This window comes from Serratia odorifera (assembly GCF_041448735.1).
In the GTDB taxonomy this organism is placed as follows: domain Bacteria; phylum Pseudomonadota; class Gammaproteobacteria; order Enterobacterales; family Enterobacteriaceae; genus Serratia_F; species Serratia_F odorifera.
Genome location: NZ_JBGMUT010000007.1, coordinates 141,887 through 160,533, shown reverse-complemented (window position 1 = coordinate 160,533; position 18,647 = coordinate 141,887). Strand labels below are relative to the sequence as shown.

Below are 18,647 nucleotides of genomic sequence, written 5' to 3'. Positions count from 1 at the left end.
TTATCAAGTCTCCGGCCGCTAAACTAGTATCCTATAGAAAGACCGCTTTTCGGCAATCAATGCCCGTCAGTACGCCTGCCTTTGGAGAGAATTTTCACCGTCATGAATGCAAACCCCACACGTCGTTCCTGGATACTGCGCCTGCTGGCGCTGATTCTGGTGATTGTTGCTGCCGTTATGCTGTGGCGCCATTTCTCTGCGACGCAGCCCGAAGCGATGCCAAGCGCCCGCCAGGCCGCAGCCGGCAAGGATGCTCGCGCAACGCCTGCCGCCGGTAGGCGCGGTATGCCGATGTCGCCGGTGCAGGCAGCCACCGCCAGCCAACAGACGGTGCCGCGCTATCTGTCCGGGTTGGGCACCGCTACCGCCGCCAATACCGTTACCGTCACCAGCCGCGTCGACGGTCAACTGATGGCGCTGCATTTTACCGAGGGACAACAGGTCAAAGCCGGGGATCTGCTGGCGGAAATCGATCCGCGGCCGTTCAACGTCCAGCTCACCCAGGCGCAGGGACAATTGGCGAAGGATCAGGCAACGCTGGCTAATGCCCGGCAGGATTTGGCACGTTATCAGCAACTGGTGAAAACCAACCTGATTTCGCGTCAGGAACTCGACGCGCAGCAAGCGCTGGTGCGCCAGACCGAAGGGGCCATCAAGGCCGATCAGGGCGCGGTCGATAGCGCCAAACTGCAAATCACCTACAGCCGCATCACCGCGCCGATTGACGGGCGCGTCGGTCTGAAGCTGGTGGACGTCGGCAACTATATCAGCAGCGGCAGCACCACCGGGCTGGTGGTGATCACCCAGACGCAGCCGATCGACGTGGTATTTACCCTGCCGGAGGGCAATATCGCCGATCTGGTCAAGGCGCAAAAAGCCGGCCCGGTCGCGGTTGAAGCCTGGGATCGCACCAATCAGCAACGGCTCGCCACCGGCGCACTGCTGAGTCTGGATAACCAGATTGATACCGCCACCGGCACCATCAAACTCAAAGCGCGTTTTGACAATCAGGATGACGCGCTGTTTCCCAATCAGTTCGTCAACGCACGGCTGAAGGTCGACACCCTGCACAACGCGGTAGTGATCCCGACCGCCGCATTGCAAATGGGCAACGAAGGCAACTTTGTCTGGACGCTGAGCGACGATAACCGCGTCAGCAAGCACCTGGTGACCGCCGGGGTACAGGACAGCCAGCAGGTGGTGATCAGCGCCGGGCTGAGCGCCGGCGACCGGGTGGTAACCGACGGTATCGATCGCCTGACCGAAGGCGCACAGGTTGAAGTGCTGACGCCGCAGGAAACCCCGGCGGCCACCAAACCGCGCCAGCAACCGCACGTTCAAGGGAAATCCTGATGCACGCCACACCGCCGAACGCCGGTGGCGGACCATCCCGCCTGTTTATTCTGCGCCCGGTAGCCACCACGCTGCTGATGCTGGCCATTCTGCTGGCCGGTATTATCGGCTATCGCGCATTGCCGGTTTCCGCGCTGCCGGAAGTGGACTACCCAACCATTCAGGTGGTTACGCTGTACCCCGGCGCCAGCCCGGACGTGGTGACCTCGGCCATCACCGCTCCGCTGGAACGCCAGTTCGGCCAGATGTCCGGCCTGAAGCAAATGTCATCGCAAAGCTCCGGCGGCGCGTCGGTGGTTACGCTGCAGTTTCAACTGGAACTGCCGCTCGACGTTGCCGAGCAGGAAGTGCAGGCGGCGATAAACTCCGCCACCAATCTGCTGCCGAGCGACCTGCCCTACCCGCCGATCTACAGTAAGGTCAACCCTGCCGATCCGCCGATCATGACGCTGGCGGTCACCTCCAGCGCCATGCCAATGACCCAGGTGGAAGACATGGTGGAAACCCGCGTCGCGCAGAAAATCTCACAGGTGAACGGCGTCGGTCTGGTCACGCTGTCCGGTGGCCAACGTCCGGCGGTACGGGTCAAGCTGAACGCCGCGGCGGTTGCCGCCTACGGCCTGGACAGCGAAACGGTGCGCAGCGCCATCAGCAACGCCAACGTCAATTCCGCCAAGGGCAGCCTCGATGGCCCTACCCGTTCGGTCACGCTGTCCGCCAACGATCAGATGAAGTCGGCCGAAGACTATCGTCAGCTGATCATCGCCTATCAGAACGGCGCGGCAATCCGCCTGCAGGACATCGCTACCATTGAGCAGGGTGCGGAAAACACCCGTCTGGCGGCCTGGGCCAACAAACAACAGGCGATCGTGCTCAATATTCAGCGCCAGCCGGGGGTGAACGTGATCGCCACCGCCGACGGCATTCGCGACATGCTGCCGGTGCTGGTCAAGAGTCTGCCGAAGTCGGTTGACGTCAAGGTGCTGACCGACCGCACCACCACCATTCGCGCCTCGGTCAACGACGTGCAGTTTGAACTGCTGCTGGCGATTGCGCTGGTGGTGATGGTGATTTACGTCTTTCTGCGCAACGTACCCGCGACCATTATTCCAAGCGTAGCGGTACCGCTGTCACTGGTCGGCACCTTTGCCGCCATGTATTTCCTCGATTTTTCGATCAACAACCTGACGCTGATGGCGCTGACCATCGCCACCGGCTTCGTGGTCGACGACGCCATCGTGGTGATCGAAAACATCTCGCGCTACATCGAAAAGGGCGAAAAGCCGCTGGATGCGGCGCTGAAAGGCGCTGGCGAAATCGGCTTTACCATTATCTCGCTGACCTTCTCGCTGGTGGCGGTGCTGATCCCGTTACTGTTTATGGGCGATATCGTCGGCCGGCTGTTCCGCGAGTTCGCCGTGACGCTGGCGGTGGCGATCCTGATTTCCGCCGTGGTGTCGCTGACGCTGACGCCAATGATGTGCGCGCGCATGCTCAGCCATGAATCGCTGCGCCGGCAAAACCGTTTCTCGCGTGCGTCCGAGCGCTTCTTCGACCGGGTGATCGCCCGCTACGCGGTCTGGCTGAAGGTGGTGCTCAATCACCCGTGGCTGACGCTCGGCGTGGCGCTGGGCACGCTGGCGCTGACGGTGCTGCTGTATCTGCTGATCCCCAAGGGCTTCTTCCCGGTACAGGACAACGGCATCATTCAGGGCACGCTGGAAGCGCCACAAAGCGTGTCGTTCAGCAATATGGCCGAACGTCAACAGCAGGTGGCCGCGGAAATCCTGCGCGATCCGGCGGTGGCTAGCCTGACCTCATTCGTCGGTGTCGACGGCAGCAACGCCACCCTCAACAGCGGCCGGCTGCAGATCAACCTGAAGCCGCTCGATGAACGCAGCGATCGCATTCCGGCGGTGATCGCCCGCCTGCAACGGCAAACCGCGCATTTCCCCGGTATGAAACTGTATTTGCAGCCGGTGCAGGATTTGACCATTGATACCCAGGTCAGCCGCACCCAGTATCAATTTACCTTACAGGCGATGTCGCTGGATGAGCTGAGTCTGTGGGTGCCGAAACTGCTGGCGGTGCTGAAACAGACGCCACAGTTGGCCGAGGTGACCAGCAACTGGCTCGATCAGGGGCTGGTGGCCTACGTCAATGTCGATCGCGACTCAGCCTCGCGCCTCGGCATCAGCATGAACGACATCGACAACGCGCTGTATAACGCCTTTGGTCAACGGCTGATATCCACCATTTATACCCAGGCCAACCAGTACCGCGTGGTGCTGGAGCACGACGTCAGCCAGACACCAGGGCTGACGGCACTCAACGATATCCGCCTGACCAGCAGCAACGGCACCATTGTGCCGCTCAGCGCCATGGCCAAAATAGAACAGCGCTTTGGTCCACTGTCGGTCAACCACCTTGACCAGTTCCCGTCGGCAACGGTGTCGTTCAATGTGACGGACGGCTATTCGCTGGGCGAAGCGGTGGACGCCATCACCCAGGCGGAACAGCAACTCAATCTGCCCACTGACATCACCACCCAGTTCCAGGGGGCCACGCTGGCATTCCAGGCGGCGCTTGGCAGCACCCTGTGGCTGATCCTGGCGGCAATTGTCGCGATGTATATCGTGCTCGGCGTGTTGTACGAAAGTTTTATCCACCCGGTGACCATTCTGTCCACCTTGCCGACCGCCGGCGTCGGCGCGCTGTTGGCATTGATGGCGGCGGGCAGCGAGCTGGATGTGATTGCCATTATCGGCATCATTTTGCTGATTGGCATCGTCAAGAAAAACGCCATCATGATGATCGACTTTGCGCTGGCCGCCGAACGTGAACAGGGCATGACGCCATACGACGCGATTTATCAGGCCTGTCTGCTGCGTTTCAGGCCCATATTGATGACCACGCTGGCGGCGCTGCTTGGCGCACTGCCGCTGATGCTCAGCACCGGCGTCGGCGCCGAACTACGCCATCCGCTGGGGGTGTGCATGGTGGGCGGTCTGGTGATGAGCCAGATCCTGACGCTGTTCACCACGCCGGTAATTTACCTGCTGTTTGACAAACTGGCGCGTAATACTCGCCGTCAGCCGGATCCGCAGGAGCTGCCGTGAAATTCTTCGCCCTGTTCATCTATCGGCCAGTGGCCACCACCCTGCTGACCCTGGCGATTGCCATCGCCGGGGTGATGGGGTTCCGGCTATTGCCGGTCTCGCCGCTGCCGCAGGTGGATTTCCCGGTGATCGTCATCAGCGCCTCGCTGCCCGGCGCGTCGCCGGAAACCATGGCGTCATCGGTGGCGACGCCGCTGGAGCGCGCGCTAGGCCGCATTGCCGGCGTCAACGAAATGACCTCAATGAGTTCGCTGGGCAGCACGCGGGTCATTTTGCAGTTCGATCTGGATCGCGATATCAACGGCGCAGCACGCGACGTGCAGGCGGCCATCAACGCCGCGCAAAGCCTGCTGCCAACCGGTATGCCCAATCGTCCCAGCTACCGAAAGGTGAACCCGTCAGACGCACCGATCATGATCCTGACGCTGACCTCGGATACCTATAACCAGGGGCAGCTGTATGATTTCGCCTCGACCCAGCTGGCACAAAAAATCGCCCAGACCGAAGGCGTCGGCGACGTGTCGGTGGGCGGCAGTTCGCTGCCGGCAGTCCGGGTAGAACTCAACCCGGGTGCGTTGTTCAATCAGGGGATCTCACTCGACGGCGTACGGCAGGCCATCAGCAACGCCAACGTTCGCCGGCCGCAGGGGGCGGTGGAAAACCAGCAGCAGCGCTGGCAGTTACAGACCAACGACGAGTTGAAAACCGCCGCCGACTACCAGCCGCTGATCGTGCATTACAACAATGGTTCGGCGGTGCGGCTCGGCGACGTTGCCGAGGTCAAGGACGCGGTGCAGGACGTGCGCAACGCCGGGATGACCAACGCCGAACCGGCGATCATTCTGACCGTCAGCCGCGCGCCGGATGCCAACATCATTGAAACCGTCGATCGCATCCGCGCCGAACTGCCGACCTTGCAGGAAACCATCCCCGCCTCGATCCATCTGAACATCGCACAGGATCGCTCCCCCACCATCCGCGCCTCGCTGGCAGAAGTCGAACAGTCGTTGGCAATCGCCATTGGGTTGGTGATTCTGGTGGTGTTCATCTTTCTGCGTTCCGGTCGTGCCACGCTGATCCCGGCGGTGGCGGTACCGGTTTCACTGATCGGTTCGTTCGCCGCCATGTATCTGTGCGGGTTCAGTCTGAACAATCTGTCGCTGATGGCGCTCACCGTTGCCACCGGCTTTGTGGTGGATGACGCCATCGTGGTGCTGGAAAATATTTCACGCCACGTCGAAGCCGGCATCAAACCGTTGAACGCCGCGCTGCGAGGGGTGCGCGAAGTCGGTTTTACCGTGCTCTCGATGAGCGTGTCGCTGGTGGCGGTATTTATCCCGCTGTTGTTGATGAGCGGATTGCCCGGCCGCCTGTTCCGCGAATTTGCCGTCACGCTGTCGGTTTCCATCGGCCTGTCGCTGATCGTTTCGCTGACGCTGACGCCGATGATGTGCGCCTATCTGCTGCGCCACCAGCCGGCACGCGCCCAGCGCCGCAGCCGTGGATTCGGCCGATTGCTGGTGGGATTGCAGCAGGGCTATGGGCGTTCTCTCAACTGGGTGCTGGGTCATTCACGCTGGGTTTTGGCGGTGTTCCTCGCCACCATCGCCCTTAATGTATGGCTGTATGTCAGCATTCCGAAAACCTTCTTCCCCGAGCAGGACACCGGCCGCCTGATGGGGTTTATTCAGGCGGATCAGAGCATTTCGTTCCAGGCGATGCGCGGCAAACTGGAAGACTTTATGAAAATCGTGCGTGAAGATCCTGACGTCGACAACGTGACCGGTTTCACCGGCGGTTCACGCACCAATGCCGGTTCGATGTTCATTTCGCTCAAGCCGTTATCCGAACGCCGCGCAAACGCGCAGCAGGTCATCGCCCGACTGCGTGCCAAGCTGGCGCAAGAGCCGGGAGCCAGCCTGTTCCTGATGGCGGTGCAGGATATTCGCGTCGGTGGGCGGCAGTCGAACGCCAGCTATCAATACACTCTGCTGGCCGACGACCTGGGTGCGCTGCGCGAATGGGAGCCGAAGATCCGCACCGCGCTGGCTGCCTTGCCGCAACTGGCGGACGTCAACTCCGATCAGCAGGACAAGGGGTCGGAAATGGATCTGGTGTATGACCGCGAAACCATGGCGCGGCTGGGCATTTCCGTGTCCGATGCCAATAACCTGCTGAACAATGCCTTTGGTCAACGCCAGGTTTCGACCATCTATCAGCCGCTCAATCAGTACAAGGTGGTGATGGAAGTGGCGCCGCCCTACACCCAGGACGTCAGTGCGCTGGAAAAAATGTTCGTGATCAATAACGACGGCAAGGCGATCCCGCTGTCGTATTTCGCTCACTGGCAACCGGCCAACGCGCCGTTGTCGGTCAACCATCAGGGCCTGTCGGCGGCTTCGACCATTTCGTTTAACCTGCCGGACGGCGGCAGCCTGTCGGACGCCACCGCGGCCATCGAACGCACCATGACTGCGCTCGGCGTGCCGAGTACGGTACGTGGCGCATTTGCCGGCACCGCGCAGGTATTCCAGGAAACGCTGCAATCCCAACTGTTGCTGATCATCGCCGCCATCGCCACGGTGTATATCGTGCTTGGCATACTGTACGAGAGCTATATCCACCCGCTGACCATTCTGTCCACCCTGCCCTCCGCCGGGGTCGGTGCCCTGTTGGCGCTGGAATTGTTCGATGCCTCGTTTAGCCTGATTGCGTTGATCGGTATTATGCTGTTAATAGGCATCGTGAAGAAAAACGCCATCATGATGGTCGACTTCGCGCTGGATGCGCAGCGCAACGGCGGCATCAACGCACGCGAGGCGATTTTCCAGGCCAGCCTGCTGCGCTTTCGGCCGATCATGATGACCACGCTGGCCGCGCTGTTTGGCGCGCTGCCGCTGGTGCTGACCAGCGGCGACGGCGCCGAGCTCCGTCAGCCGCTGGGGATTACCATTGCCGGCGGGCTGTTGATGAGCCAGTTGCTGACGCTATACACCACGCCGGTGATTTACCTGTATTTCGACCGGCTGCAAATGCGTTTTCGCCGCGGAAAAAAATTGCAACCATTGCCTGAATAACCGATAAGGTGGGCGGCGTCTGATTCGGCCCCGCCCCGCCATTGATCCGCGGCGTGTCAGACCAGAGGAGGAGAGCAAGGTTCGTGAAACAGCAACCCGCATCCGTACAATGGCAACTGTGGATCGTCGCATTTGGTTTTTTCATGCAAACCCTCGACACCACCATCGTCAATACCGCGTTACCGTCCATGGCCGTCAGCCTGGGGGAAAGCCCGCTGCGCATGCAATCGGTGATAGTTTCCTACGTGCTGACGGTAGCGGTGATGCTGCCGGCCAGCGGCTGGCTGGCGGATAAGGTCGGCGTAAAGTGGATATTTTTCAGCGCCATCGTGTTGTTTACCCTCGGCTCACTGCTGTGCGCCCGAGCGGAAACGCTGAACCAGCTGATTGCCTGGCGCGTGGTACAGGGCATCGGCGGTGCCATGATGGTGCCGGTCGGCCGCCTGACGGTGATGAAAATCGTACCGCGCGACCAGTATATGGCGGCAATGACCTTCGTTACCCTGCCCGGGCAGATTGGCCCGCTGATGGGGCCGGCGCTCGGCGGCTTTCTGGTGGAGTACGCCAGCTGGCACTGGATTTTCCTGATCAACATTCCGGTCGGCATTGCCGGCGCCATCGCCACGCTGATGCTGATGCCCAACTACCGCATGCAGACCCGGCGCTTCGACATCAGCGGCTTTATCATGCTGGCCATCGGTATGGCGGCATTGACGCTGGCGCTCGACGGTCATAAGGGCATGGGGCTGTCGGCGGCCGCCATTGCTGGCCTGGTGGCGCTGGGTGCCGCCGCGCTGGCGGGCTACTGGTGGTATGCCCGCGGCAATTCACGGGCGCTGTTTTCGCTGTCGCTGTTGGCTACCGAAACCTATAAAGTAGGCCTGTTCGGCAGCCTGCTGGGGCGGATTGGCAGCGGGATGCTACCGTTCATGACTCCGCTGTTCCTGCAGGTCGGCATGGGGTTTTCGCCGTTCCACGCCGGTTTGATGATGATCCCGATGATCCTTGGCAGTATGGGCATGAAACGCATCGTGGTGCAGGTGGTCAACCGTTTCGGCTATCGCAACGTGCTGGTGTATGCCACCCTGTTGCTGGCGCTGATCACCGTGCTTTTCCTGCTGGTGGCGATGCTGGGCTGGCTGTATCTGCTGCCGGTGGTACTGGTGTTCCAGAGCATGATCAACTCGCTGCGTTTTTCAGCGATGAATACGCTGACGCTGAAAGACCTGCCGGATCGCCTCGCCAGCAGCGGCAACAGCCTGCTGTCGATGGTGATGCAGCTTTCCATGAGCATTGGCGTTAGCATCGCCGGTATTTTAATCGGCAGCTTTGCCCACCATCAGGTGGTGGCCGACAGCCCGGCGATCCACAATGCCTTCATTTACAGTTACCTGTGCATGGCGCTGATCATTGCACTGCCGGCGCTGGCCTTTGCCCGCGTTCCGGTCATCAACATCACCAACCGCACATTGACCAAAGGGCCGGGTAACAGCTCAACGAGGACTTAATGAGAATAGGCATTACCGCAAAGCTGTTTTTAGCCATCTTCGCCACCTGCATGCTGGTGTTGATCACCATGCATTGGGGTGTGCGTCTCAGCTTCGAGCGTGGCTTTATCGATTACATCAAGCACAGCAACGAACAGCGTATCGCCATGCTCAGCGATGCGCTGGAAGATCAATACAGCCGCCACGGCAACTGGCAGTTTCTGCGCAACAACGATCAGGTGGTCTACCAGATCATGCGTTCGTTCGAACAGAACAGCGACAGCAGCCACAACCTGCCGCCCAAAGGCTGGCGCACCCAGTTCTGGGTGGTTGACAGTCAGTACAACCGGCTGGTCGGCCACGCTGGCCACATTCCCCAGGAAGGCACCCGCCAGCCGATTCGCTACAACAATGAAATTGTCGGCTGGGTGATCGCCACCCCACCGGAACGCCTGACCCGCAACGCCGACATCAACTTCGACCGTCAGCAGCGGCGTACCAGTTGGTGGATTGTCGCGCTGTCCACCCTGCTGGCGGCGGCGGTCACGCTGTTGATGTCGCGCGGCCTGCTGGCGCCGGTGAAGCGGCTGGTCGCCGGCACCCACCGGCTGGCAGCAGGCGATTTCAGCGCGCGGGTGGCGGTCAGCAGCCAGGACGAACTGGGTCGCCTGGCGCTGGACTTTAACCAGCTCGCCACCTCGCTGGAAAAAAACGAACAGATGCGCCGCGCGTTTATGGCAGACGTGTCGCATGAACTGCGCACCCCGCTGGCGGTACTGCGCGGCGAGCTGGAGGCGTTGCAAGATGGCGTGCGCCAGCCGACGCCGGCGTCGCTCAGTTCATTGCAGGCCGAAGTGTCCACCCTGACCAAACTGGTTGACGATCTGCATCAGCTGTCGCTGTCGGATCTCGGCGCGCTGGCCTACCGTAAATCCCAGGTCGACTGCGTGCATCTGCTGCAAATCGCCGTTGCGGTATTTCGCGAACGTTTCCATGCCAAGGGCCTGCAGATCGTCACCCGTCTGCCGGAGCGCGCATTGCTGTTCGGCGATCCGGACCGTCTCAATCAACTGTTCAACAACCTGCTGGAAAACAGCCTGCGCTATACCGACGCCGGCGGCACGCTGGAGATCGGCATCGAAACGCACGCCAGCAGGCTGGTTATCTATTGGCAGGACAGCGCCCCCGGCGTCAACGACGAGCAACTGTCGCGCATCTTTGAGCGTTTTTATCGCACCGAGGCTTCGCGCAACCGCGCCAGCGGCGGCTCGGGTCTTGGTCTTTCCATCAGCCAGAACATCGTCGAAGCGCACGGCGGCCACATCCGTGCGCAGCACTCGCCTTTGGGCGGCGTGCGCATTACGGTAGAATTCCCTGACCCAATTTCGTCCGTGAAGAACAAGGCGCCCTAATGGAAACGCAAAATCAGCCATTGCAGATCATGATTGTTGAAGATGAGCCCAAGCTGGGCCAATTGCTGGTGGACTATCTCCAGGCTGCCGGCTACGCCACCCGCTGGCTGACCAACGGCAGTGAGGTCATTGCCGCAGTGCATCAGCAGCCGCCGGCGTTGATCCTGCTGGATTTGATGCTGCCGGGCAGCGACGGTCTGTCGGTCTGTCGCGAACTGCGCCGCTTTACCGAACTGCCAATCGTGATGGTCACGGCAAAAATCGAAGAGATCGATCGGCTGCTGGGGCTGGAAATCGGCGCAGATGACTATATTTGCAAGCCCTACAGTCCGCGTGAAGTGGTCGCGCGGGTAAAAACCATACTGCGCCGCTGCTATCGACCAGCGGAATCCCAGCAGGAAGATGCGCTGCTGCACATCGACGAGCCGCGTTTTCAGGCCAGTTATCAAGGTCAGGTGCTGGATCTCACGCCGGCGGAATTTCGCCTGCTGAAAACCCTCGCCAGCCAGCCTGGCAACGTATTTTCACGCGAGCAACTGCTGAACAACCTGTATGACGATTATCGCGTGGTCACCGACCGTACTATCGATAGCCATATCAAGAACCTGCGCCGCAAGCTGGAAGCGCTCGACGGCGAAAAGGCGTTTATCCGTTCGGTATATGGCGTCGGTTACCGTTGGGAGGCGGAAGCGTGCCGGCTGGTCAATCCTCTCTGAGCCACCGCGTGGTTAGCTTCCTGTGCGTTGTCGCCACTGCAAAGTGAAAATTTCCGGCGGCCGCAAATATTTCGGCGTTTTTTTACGCTACGCTAATTAGGTCTGTTTGCACAGTCGCCCAAAATTCAAGGGATTGACTACACTTACTGCAATTATCGACCCAACAGGAGAAGGACCCATGGCAACCGGCCACTATGAGTTGAAAAAGTCGTCCAACGGACAGTACCACTTCACCTTGAAAGCCAGTAATGGCGAGATCATTCTTTCCAGCGAAATGTACGCCAGCAAGGCTTCGGCGGAGAACGGTATTGCTTCGGTGCAAACCAATTCCCCCAACGAAGCGCAATACGAAACCAAGGTCAGCAGCAGCGACAAACCGTATTTCGTGCTGAAAGCCAAAAACCATCAGATCATCGGCGTCAGCCAGATGTACAGCTCGGATGCCAGCGCCAAAAGCGGTATCCAGTCGGTGATCAAGAACGGCCCGACAACCGACGTGCGCGATCTGAGCGCCTGAGGTTTTTTACGCGCGGCAGCATGGCCGCGCGTTTTCCGCATGATGCAGATCAATCTCCCCTGAATAATTCCGGTTAATTGCTGATTTTGGCGCGGGCTGCCGTTACAATTCTGCGCTTTCACTGCGCCATCAGGTGGCGCGGTACTGACCTGAAATCAGACTGAGAACCCTCATGTTTACACCGGAACTCCTTTCCCCCGCCGGAACGCTGAAAAACATGCGTTACGCCTTTGCCTATGGTGCCGATGCGGTTTATGCCGGCCAGCCGCGTTACAGCCTGCGCGTACGCAACAATGAATTCAATCATGAAAACCTGGCGCTCGGCATCAACGAAGCCCATGCGCTGGGCAAAAAATTCTATGTCGTGGTCAATATTGCGCCGCATAACGCCAAACTGAAGACCTTTTTACGCGATCTGAAACCGGTGATTGAGATGGGCCCGGACGCGCTGATCATGTCGGACCCTGGCCTGATCATGATGGTGCGCGAAGCCTTCCCGCAGATGGCGATCCACCTGTCGGTACAGGCCAACGCGGTCAACTGGGCGACGGTGAAGTTCTGGCAGCAGATGGGGCTGACGCGTGTCATTCTGTCACGCGAACTGTCGCTGGAAGAGATCGCGGAAATCCGCAGCCAGGTGCCGGACATGGAGCTGGAAATCTTCGTCCATGGCGCGCTGTGCATGGCCTACTCCGGCCGCTGTCTGCTGTCTGGCTATATTAACAAGCGTGACCCGAATCAGGGCACCTGCACCAACGCCTGCCGCTGGCAATACAAGGCGGAACCCGGCAAGGAAGACGACGCGGGCAATATTGTTCACCAACATGAACCCATCCCGCTGCAAACCGTCGAGCCGACGCTGGGCATCGGCACGCCGACCAACCAGCTGTTTATGCTGTCCGAAGCGCAGAAACCAGGCGAATATATGAGCGCGTTTGAAGACGAGCACGGCACCTATATCATGAACTCCAAGGATTTGCGCGCCATCCAGCACGTAGAACGTCTGACGCAGCTCGGCGTGCATTCGTTAAAAATCGAAGGTCGCACCAAATCGTTTTACTATTGCGCCCGCACCGCCCAGGTTTATCGCCGGGCGATAGACGACGCCGCCGCCGGCAAACCGTTCGATCCGTCGCTGCTCACTACGCTGGAAGGCTTGGCGCACCGCGGCTATACCGAGGGTTTCCTGCGCCGCCATACCCATGAATCGCAGCAAAACTATGAGTACGGTTCTTCTGTTTCCGAACGCCAGCAGTTTGTCGGGGAATTCACCGGCGTACGCCGCGACGGCTGGGCCGAAGTCGACGTAAAAAACAAATTTTCCTGTGGCGACAACGTTGAATTGATGACGCCGGGTGGCAACATCCAGTTTACACTGGAAAACATGCGCAATAAAAAAGACCAGGCAATAGACGTGGCTCCGGGTAACGGCCACATTGTTTATTTACCGATCCCACCGGATATCGAGCTGGAATATGCGTTGCTGATCCGTAATTTACCCCAGGGAAATAATCCGAGCGCCTGATGAGCCACGCCACGGTCGGTGGCGCGGTTTTTTGGCAAATATTAGAATTGGATCACATCAATTTTTTGCCAGCCTGGTTAATATCAGGCTGCTTAAAACCAATAACGAAAATACTTGCATAGCAATACTAGGAACCACCTCCTTAGCCAGTCCAATCTCCCTTGGACTGGCTTTTTCTTTGTTGCCTTCCGTCAATAACCGACCAGACAAATTATTTTAGTCATCCACGTTATTTATTGTATTAATATCCCATCGGGCTAAATCGATATATTATTTCTCCTTGAGTAAAATAAAACCGCGTTTAAATCCTGCTAACCGGCACTGTTAACTGAATATTCTGATGGTTTAGCGCCGGCTTGTGGTTTATCGTTTACCCCATCATGATTGGGTCTGGAGTTCGGAAATGAGTCAACACGCGCCAACGCTGCTTATCATCAACGGTAAAGGTGCCGGCGATGAACTGGTGCGCGCTGCCGTTCACACGTTGAGAGAAGCGGGTGAAATCCTGCACGTACGCGCCACCTGGGAATACGGGGACGCCGCGCGTTACGTCGCAGAAGGGGTAAAACTCGGCGTCAGCAACATTATTGCCGGCGGTGGCGACGGCACCATTAACGAAGTTGCCGCCGCACTTGTCACCCTTCCCGAGCAGCAACGTCCGATTCTGGGCATCCTGCCGCTGGGCACCGCCAATGATTTCGCCATGGCGTGCAATATCCCGTTAGTGCCAGAACAGGCGCTGAATCTGGCGATCAAGGGCCGCGCCGTACAGATCGATCTGGCCAAGGTCAACGACGATCGTTACTTTATCAATATGGCTACCGGCGGCTTCGGCGCACGTATCACCACCGAAACACCAGAAAAACTGAAAGCGGCGCTGGGCGGCGTTTCCTATTTCATTCACGGCCTGCTGCGCATGGATACCTTGAAAGCCGACCGCTGCGAAATTCGCGGCCCGGATTTCAGCTGGACCGGCGATGCGATGGTGATCGGCATCGGTAACGGCAAACAGGCGGGCGGCGGGCAGCAGCTATGCCCGGATGCGTTGATCAACGACGGTCTGCTGCAGTTACGCCTGCTGATTGCCGATGAGCTGCTGCCGGCGCTGATCGCCAGTCTGTTCAACGGCGAAGAAAACAAAAACGTCATTGGCGCATCGCTGCCGTGGGTGGAAATTGACGCTCCGCATACCATGACCTTCAACCTCGACGGTGAACCGCTGAAAGGCACCCACTTCCGTATCGAAGTACTGCCACACGCGCTGCAATGCCGCCTGCCACCTAACTGTCAATTACTCGGCTAAACCCGACGGGCGCCCGCTCGGCGCCTGCCTTTATCCCCTGCTTTCCCTGCTGACGGCCTATCGCTCCGACGGGCCGAAGTGTGATCCCTGCCGGCAAAATCGATAAATCATACTTGTATGGTAGTTAGTTCATAGCGTATTTTTTGCGCATCGCAACGTTGCCAGTCAGGAAGTGGAAATGATGAAAATTGTTAATGCAGAGGTATTTGTTACTTGCCCAGGACGGAACTTTGTCACGCTGAAAATCACCACCGACGACGGCATTACCGGCCTGGGTGACGCCACGCTGAACGGCCGGGAGCTGTCGGTCGCCTCATACCTGAAGGATCATCTCTGCCCACAGTTGATCGGCCGCGACGCCCATCAGATCGAGGATATTTGGCAGTTTTTCTACAAAGGCGCTTACTGGCGCCGCGGGCCGGTGACCATGTCGGCAATTTCCGCCGTCGATATGGCGCTGTGGGATATCAAGGCCAAAGCCGCCAATATGCCTCTGTATCAACTGCTGGGCGGCGCTTCACGCAGCGGTGTAATGGTCTATTGCCACACCACCGGCCATTCGATTGACGAAGTGCTGGACGATTACGCCCGACACCAGGAAATGGGCTATAAGGCGATTCGCGTCCAGTGCGGCGTACCGGGCATGAAGACCACCTACGGCATGGCCAAAGGCAAAGGCCAGGCGTATGAACCGGCCACCAAGGGCGTCTGGCCGGAAGAACAGCTGTGGTCGACGGAAAAATACCTCGATTTCACCCCAAAACTGTTTGAAGCGGTGCGCAATAAATTCGGTTTCGACCAGCACCTGCTGCATGACATGCACCACCGATTGACGCCTATCGAAGCAGCGCGCTTCGGCAAAAGCGTCGAGCCATACCGCCTGTTCTGGATGGAAGATCCGACGCCGGCAGAAAACCAGGAATGCTTCCGGCTAATCCGTCAACACACCGTCACGCCGATTGCCGTCGGTGAAGTATTCAATAGCATCTGGGACTGCAAACAGCTGATCGAAGAACAGCTGATCGACTACATCCGCACCACTCTGACACACGCCGGCGGCATCACCGGCATGCGCCGCATTGCCGACTTTGCCTCGCTGTATCAGGTACGCACCGGATCGCACGGCCCGTCCGATCTGTCACCGGTATGCATGGCGGCGGCGCTGCATTTTGATCTGTGGGTGCCGAACTTTGGCGTACAGGAATACATGGGTTATTCCGAGCAAATGCTGGAGGTGTTCCCACACAGCTGGCGCTTCGACAACGGCTATATGCACCCGGGCGAAAAACCGGGTATCGGCATCGAGTTCGATGAAAAACTGGCGGCCAAATATCCGTATGACCCCGCTTACCTGCCGGTGGCGCGTCTGGAAGACGGCACCTTATGGAACTGGTAACAGGAGAATTGAACATGCACAGCGTAGTGATTGAACAACCGGGTGAGCTGGTTATCCAGCAACGCGCCCTGCCTCACCCCGCCGCCGACGAAGTGCGGGTCAAGGTGAAATTCGCCGGGATCTGCGGATCTGACGTACACATTTATCACGGCCACAACCCGTTTGCCCGCTATCCGCGGGTGATCGGCCACGAGTTCTTCGGCGTGATCGACGCCGTCGGCAGCGAGGTCAGCGATACGCGCCTTGGCGAGCGGGTGTCGATCGATCCGGTGGTGAGCTGCGGTCATTGTTACCCGTGCTCGGTAGGCCGGCCCAACGTCTGTACCAGCCTGCAGGTCATCGGCGTGCATCGCGACGGCGGCTTCAGTGATTACGCCTGCGCTCCGGCGCGCAATGCCTACCCTATTCCCGACGACATCAGCGATCGCCATGCCGCGATGGTCGAACCCTTCACCATCGCCGCCAATATCACCGCTCATCTACAACCCTGCGAACAGGACGTGGCGCTGATCTACGGTGCCGGGCCAATGGGACTGACGGTGATCCAGACCCTGAAAGGGGTCTATAACGTGCACCAGGTGATGGTTGTCGATCGCATCGCCGAGCGGCTGGCAATGGCGCAGGAAAACGGTGCGGACTGGGTGTTTGACAATACCCAGGCGTCATTGGCGGAGGCATTGGCAAAACGGGGTATCCGCCCGACGCTGATTGTCGACGCCGCCTGCCACCCAGGCATACTGCCCGAAGCCATCCAGTTGGCGTCGCCGGCGGCACGCATCGGCATCATGGGGTTTTCCAGCGATCCCTGCACCCTGTCCCAGCAAGCTATTACCAGTAAAGAGCTGTCGATATTTTCATCGCGCCTTAACAGCGCCCGCTTCCCGCAGGTTATTGACTGGATGCGCAACAGAAAAATCGATCCTGAAAAGTTGATTACCCATCAGTTTGCATACACGCAGGTGGTTGATGCCATGAACGTTTTTGAAAAAGACCAGCAGCAGTGCTGCAAAGTCTTGCTGCAGTTCTAGGCAACAGGCTCTGTGCCCGAAAGTTTGCTGTATCTATTTGCAAAATAACACAGCTTTATCAATTGGTTAGGTAAAACCCTGATGATCCAATCGTTGTCGACGCGGCTGGTCAGCACCACCGGATCGTCAGGTCGCCTTTTCGCTCGCGAGCAAGCCCGTTACGTCAGGGAGTGCCGGACGCTAGCCAAGATATCGCCCGATAAAACGAACAACAATAGAGAACAGGAATATGAATATAGGACAGAACACGGCCCAACCCAAAAGAAATACCAGCGATCTGGTCAAGGCCGCCGTTTCCGGCTGGCTGGGTACCGCATTGGAATTTATGGATTTTCAGCTCTACTCGCTCGGTGCCGCACTGGTTTTTCATGAGATCTTTTTCCCGGAACAATCCGCCGCCATGGCATTGATTCTCGCCATGGGCACCTATGGCGCCGGCTACATCGCCCGCATCGTCGGCGCGTTTATTTTCGGTCGTATGGGCGACACCATTGGCCGCAAAAAAGTGCTGTTTATCACCATTACCATGATGGGAGTCTGCACCACGTTGATTGGCGTTTTGCCAACCTATGCCCAGATCGGCATCTTTGCGCCGCTGCTGCTGGTATTGCTGCGCATTGTTCAAGGGCTGGGAGCCGGCGCGGAAATATCCGGTGCCGGCACCATGTTGGCCGAATATGCGCCGAAAGGTAAACGCGGCATTATCTCCTCGCTGGTCGCCATGGGCACCAACTGCGGAACCCTGTCTGCCACGGCGATTTGGGCCTTCATGTTCTTCTGGCTCAGCAAGGAAGAGCTACTGGCCTGGGGATGGCGTATCCCGTTCCTGGCCAGCGTAGTAGTAATGATTTTTGCCATCTGGCTGCGTATGAACCTGAAGGAAAGTCCGGTGTTCGAAAAGGTCAACGACAGCAGTGACGGGGCCGTAGCCAATGCCATGCCTGTTGACAACACCCATTCGCTTGGTGCCATGTTCACCAGCAAATCCTTCTGGCTGGCCACCGGACTGCGCTTCGGCCAGGCGGGCAACTCGGGCCTGATCCAGACCTTCCTGGCCGGTTATCTGGTCCAGACCCTGCTGTTTGAGAAGAGCATTCCTACCGATGCGCTGATGATAAGCTCGATACTCGGTTTTATTACCATTCCGCTACTCGGTTGGCTTTCCGACAAATTCGGCCGGCGGCTGCCTTATATCATCGTCAGCATTTCCGCCATTATTCTGGCCTACCCGACCTTGTCGTTGATTGTCGATAAAGGCAATGACGTCAGCATCATCATGGTGTCGATCATCGTGATCCACAACGTTGCGGTATTGGGGCTGTTTGCGCTGGAAAACATCACCATGGCGGAAATGTTCGGCTCACGTAATCGCTTTACCCGCATGGCGATTGCCAAGGAGGCCGGCGGTTTGGTGGCGGTAGGTTTCGGCCCGCTGCTGGCCGGCATTTTCTGCAATATGGTCGACTCGTGGTGGCCGATCGTGGTGATGATCGTTGCCTATTCGGTGGTCGGACTGATTTCGGCTCTGCTGATGCCGGAGGTCAAGGATCGTGATTTAAGCCTGCTTGAAGATGCGGCAGAAGCTGCGTCGAGCGCCGCGGTGAAAAGCGCACAAAGCTATTGAGCCACTGCGGGGCGCAGCCAATACCAGCCCCGCGCCACGGTGCATCTTGTCATCAACGTGCCGGTCTCGATCGCCGGCACTCTACGGCGG

Annotated in this window: 12 protein-coding genes; all 12 read left to right on the top strand. The window is 58.7% G+C overall.

Annotated features, from left to right (window positions below; genetic code table 11):
- The first annotated feature begins 102 nt into the window (after nucleotides 1–102).
- The 12 genes from ACCC84_RS17395 (at nucleotide 103) to ACCC84_RS17340 (ending at nucleotide 18,557) form a co-directional block, all read left to right on the top strand.
- A complete protein-coding gene (locus ACCC84_RS17395; protein ID WP_004959892.1) occupies nucleotides 103–1,353 on the top strand; it encodes an MdtA/MuxA family multidrug efflux RND transporter periplasmic adaptor subunit in 1,251 nt (416 codons plus the stop codon).
- Nucleotides 1,353–4,472 carry an MdtB/MuxB family multidrug efflux RND transporter permease subunit gene (locus ACCC84_RS17390; protein WP_004959889.1) on the top strand — a complete coding sequence of 1,040 codons (3,120 nt, stop codon included), beginning with the start codon at nucleotides 1,353–1,355 and terminating at the stop codon, nucleotides 4,470–4,472. The genes ACCC84_RS17395 and ACCC84_RS17390 overlap by 1 nt, the downstream gene beginning before the upstream one ends.
- Nucleotides 4,469–7,549, top strand: coding sequence for a multidrug efflux RND transporter permease subunit MdtC (gene mdtC / locus ACCC84_RS17385; protein WP_004959886.1), 3,081 nt, complete (start codon nucleotides 4,469–4,471; stop codon nucleotides 7,547–7,549). Before ACCC84_RS17390 ends, mdtC begins: the two co-directional genes overlap by 4 nt.
- 83 nt (nucleotides 7,550–7,632) lie before the next feature.
- Complete coding sequence (locus ACCC84_RS17380; RefSeq protein ID WP_371902119.1) at nucleotides 7,633–9,057, top strand: MFS transporter; 1,425 nt, start codon at nucleotides 7,633–7,635, stop codon at nucleotides 9,055–9,057.
- A complete protein-coding gene (baeS, locus tag ACCC84_RS17375) occupies nucleotides 9,057–10,448 on the top strand; it encodes an envelope stress sensor histidine kinase BaeS (protein WP_088499758.1) in 1,392 nt (463 codons plus the stop codon). Before ACCC84_RS17380 ends, baeS begins: the two co-directional genes overlap by 1 nt.
- Nucleotides 10,448–11,164, top strand: a complete 717-nt coding sequence (gene baeR, locus ACCC84_RS17370) for an envelope stress response regulator BaeR (RefSeq protein ID WP_371902117.1) — start codon at nucleotides 10,448–10,450, stop codon at nucleotides 11,162–11,164. Before baeS ends, baeR begins: the two co-directional genes overlap by 1 nt.
- A gap of 178 nt (nucleotides 11,165–11,342) precedes the next feature.
- A complete protein-coding gene (locus ACCC84_RS17365) occupies nucleotides 11,343–11,681 on the top strand; it encodes a YegP family protein (protein ID WP_004959869.1) in 339 nt (112 codons plus the stop codon).
- Nucleotides 11,682–11,853: 172 nt separating this feature from the next.
- Nucleotides 11,854–13,206, top strand: a complete 1,353-nt coding sequence (gene trhP / locus ACCC84_RS17360; protein WP_004959866.1) for a prephenate-dependent tRNA uridine(34) hydroxylase TrhP — start codon at nucleotides 11,854–11,856, stop codon at nucleotides 13,204–13,206.
- 403 nt (nucleotides 13,207–13,609) lie between these two features.
- On the top strand, nucleotides 13,610–14,509 hold the full coding sequence (yegS, locus tag ACCC84_RS17355; RefSeq protein WP_371902115.1) for a lipid kinase YegS: 900 nt from the start codon (nucleotides 13,610–13,612) through the stop codon (nucleotides 14,507–14,509).
- A gap of 181 nt (nucleotides 14,510–14,690) precedes the next feature.
- A complete protein-coding gene (gene rspA / locus ACCC84_RS17350; protein ID WP_198773681.1) occupies nucleotides 14,691–15,905 on the top strand; it encodes a starvation-sensing protein RspA in 1,215 nt (404 codons plus the stop codon).
- 14 nt (nucleotides 15,906–15,919) lie between these two features.
- A complete protein-coding gene (locus ACCC84_RS17345) occupies nucleotides 15,920–16,933 on the top strand; it encodes a Zn-dependent oxidoreductase (RefSeq protein ID WP_371902136.1) in 1,014 nt (337 codons plus the stop codon).
- A 229-nt stretch (nucleotides 16,934–17,162) separates the two neighbouring features.
- Entirely contained in the window at nucleotides 17,163–18,557 is a 1,395-nt protein-coding gene (locus ACCC84_RS17340) for an MFS transporter (RefSeq protein WP_371902113.1), read from the top strand.
- Nucleotides 18,558–18,647: the final 90 nt, after the last annotated feature.